The 2,399-nt window shown below is 62.2% G+C and carries 4 protein-coding genes; 3 read left to right on the forward strand and 1 reads right to left on the reverse strand.

Translation table 11 applies throughout. The features are described 5' to 3' along the window. Nucleotides 1–77 precede the first annotated feature (77 nt). From EBBID32_RS19675 to EBBID32_RS25290, 3 genes are all read left to right on the forward strand, one after another. Entirely contained in the window at nucleotides 78–1,382 is a 1,305-nt protein-coding gene (locus EBBID32_RS19675) for an IS701 family transposase (protein WP_006964902.1), read from the forward strand. Between the two features lie 297 nt (nucleotides 1,383–1,679). Continuing rightward, nucleotides 1,680–1,976, forward strand: coding sequence for a transposase (locus EBBID32_RS25040; protein WP_006964906.1), 297 nt, complete (start codon nucleotides 1,680–1,682; stop codon nucleotides 1,974–1,976). Next, nucleotides 1,937–2,191 carry a transposase gene (locus EBBID32_RS25290; RefSeq protein ID WP_369384599.1) on the forward strand — a complete coding sequence of 85 codons (255 nt, stop codon included), beginning with the start codon at nucleotides 1,937–1,939 and terminating at the stop codon, nucleotides 2,189–2,191. The genes EBBID32_RS25040 and EBBID32_RS25290 overlap by 40 nt, the downstream gene beginning before the upstream one ends. On the opposite strand, the gene EBBID32_RS25400 is transcribed toward EBBID32_RS25290, so the two are convergent. Then, on the reverse strand, nucleotides 2,118–2,312 hold the full coding sequence (locus EBBID32_RS25400) for a hypothetical protein (RefSeq protein ID WP_231382260.1): 195 nt from the start codon (nucleotides 2,310–2,312) through the stop codon (nucleotides 2,118–2,120). The two genes, EBBID32_RS25290 and EBBID32_RS25400, sit on opposite strands and share 74 nt — an antisense overlap. Between the last annotated feature and the right edge of the window lie 87 nt (nucleotides 2,313–2,399).

The following is a 2,399-nucleotide window of genomic DNA, read 5'->3' on the forward strand; positions in this document are numbered from 1 at the left end:
TGAATCAGAAATCACACCAGATTCCCAAGGAGAGATTTCCCTGATTCATGAGGAGCCAGCTTTGACGGAGGCTGGCGATGGACGAGGATTGGCAGGCGGATTTAGAGCGGTGGCTTGCCCCGTATCTGGAGGTGCTGGGTAACAAGACACGGCGCCGGATGTGCCCGGCCTATATCGCCGGCCTGATCGGGTCGGGCGATCGCAAGAGCATCCAGCCCATGGCGGCGCGGTCGGGCGCGATTGCTTATGACCGACTGCATCATTTCATCGGGGCCGGCCTGTGGGACAGCGCCCCGCTGGAAGCAACCTTGTGGAGGCAGGCAGACGAACTCGTTGGTGGTGACGGAGCTTGGCTGATCATTGACGAAACCGCGCTGCCGAAGAAGGGCAAGGCGTCGGTTGGTGTCGCGCCGCAGTACGCAACGGTCCTGGGCAAGAATGCGAACTGCCAGACGCCGGTATCGGTGACGTTGGCCTCGGGCGAAGTTCCGGTCATGCTGAGCCTGCGGCTATTCCTGCCGGAAAGCTGGACGAGCGATGTTGCGCGGATGAGCAAGGCCGGCGTGCCTGCGCTCTTGCAGAAATACCGCACAAAGCCCGTGCTTGCGATTGAGGAGATCGATCGTGTTATCGCCGCCGGAGTACGCTTCGGCTGCGTACTGGCCGATGCCGATTATCGGCTGTCCGCTCCGTTCCGGCAGGCGCTGAGCGCGCGCGGCCTTTGCTGGGCCGTCGGAATTCCCCGGCACCAAAAGGTCTACCCGGCCGACGTGCAACTGATCTTCCCGGTGGCAGGTCGCGGGCGGCCGCGGGTGCGGCACGTGCCGGACGTCAAATCCCGGGCCGCACACGCCGTGCTCGAAGACGCGAAGTGGCGTCAGGTCAGTTGGCGCAAGGGAACGAAGGGGCGCCTGGCCGCGCGCTTTGCCGCAGTGCGTGTGCGCATCGCCGACGGAGCACCCCAGCGGATCGGTTTCGCCGGAGCCCAGCACATGCCGGGAGAGGATGCCTGGCTGGTGGGCGAGCATCGCTCGAATGGCGAACGCAACTATTATCTCTCCAACCTGCCTGCCAACACCCCGATCAAGGCTCTGGCCGGCGCGATCAAGGCGCGCTGGATATGCGAGCAAGCCCATCAGCAACTCAAGGAAGAACTCGGCCTGGACCACTTCGAGGGCCGGTCCTGGGCAGGGCTCCACCGCCACGCCTTGATGACGATGATGGCCTATGCCTTCCTGCGAAGCCGCCGGATCGCTCAGGCGGAACGGAAAAAAAAGAGTCCTCGGCCCGCCGCCGCAACCCAGCCTGCCAGCAGTGCGCCAAGCCATTCTCGACCACCTGTCACGCTCTCCACTGGAGCATTGTCCTCACTGCGGGTGTAGCCTCACCAAACCTCCGCCCGCACTTCTGCCAAAGTAGTGCTAGGCGGCATGGACAAATTGGGCGACCGATACCTGCAGAGCTAACCTGAGGCTGCGTCAACGACGACGAGCATCACCAATCCGAAGTAGGCGGCCAGTGCAACGCCATACAGGGCACCGGTCATCCAGAACCAGAAGGGGCCTGTCGCTCTGATCACGGGCTGCCCTCGTGATGGCATTTTGCCAGTTCGTACACCGACGAAAAGCATGGTTCCGAGCAGAACCGCTCAATCAACGGAATACTCTGGCGGCTCCGGTGTGGAGCCGCCGTGGCGGGACGTCCCGCCCAAATATGGCAGTTGGAACACGATCTATCGCCGGTTCCGACGATGGAGCGAGGCTGGGGTTTGGGAAACCGTTGCCGTGACACTCGCCGAAGTCATGGCGGACAGCGGCCACTACAGCATCGATATCACCACCGTTCGCGCCCATGTGTCGGCAGTGGACGGGAATGGGGGACTCATCGACGCGCTCTTGGCCGCTCGCGGGGCGGGTTCACCGGTAAGTTTCACTGCCTGGCTGATGCCTTCAGACGACCGCTCGCCTTCATCCTGACGGGCGGTGAAGCGGCAGATTGCAAAGCGTATGACGCTCTGATCAGCCTGCCCGAACGTGCGCGCGATGCGCTGTTCGCCGACAAGGGCTACGATGCCGATGCAATCTGTGCCGACCTTGCCGAACGGGAGGTCGAAGCGGTCATTCCCGGTCGGTCAAACCGCCGCGTGAAAATCGAACAACCGGGCGCAATACAAGCAGCGCAATCGCATTGAACTGATGTCCGGACACCTCAAGATCAACCGCGCCATCGCCACCCGCTACGGCCAACTTGCTAACAGCTTCCTTGGAACGGTCCATCTCGCCACCGCCAGATACTGGCTCAAATTTGTCCACGCCGCCTTGGCCAAATTGCCTCAATGCGGCTGTGGCTCTGGGTCTTTGAGTCTACGATCTCATCGAAAGATTGAGTAGCCCCTAGTT

It is taken from the genome of Sphingobium indicum BiD32 (assembly GCF_000382885.1).
GTDB lineage: Bacteria > Pseudomonadota > Alphaproteobacteria > Sphingomonadales > Sphingomonadaceae > Sphingobium > Sphingobium japonicum_C.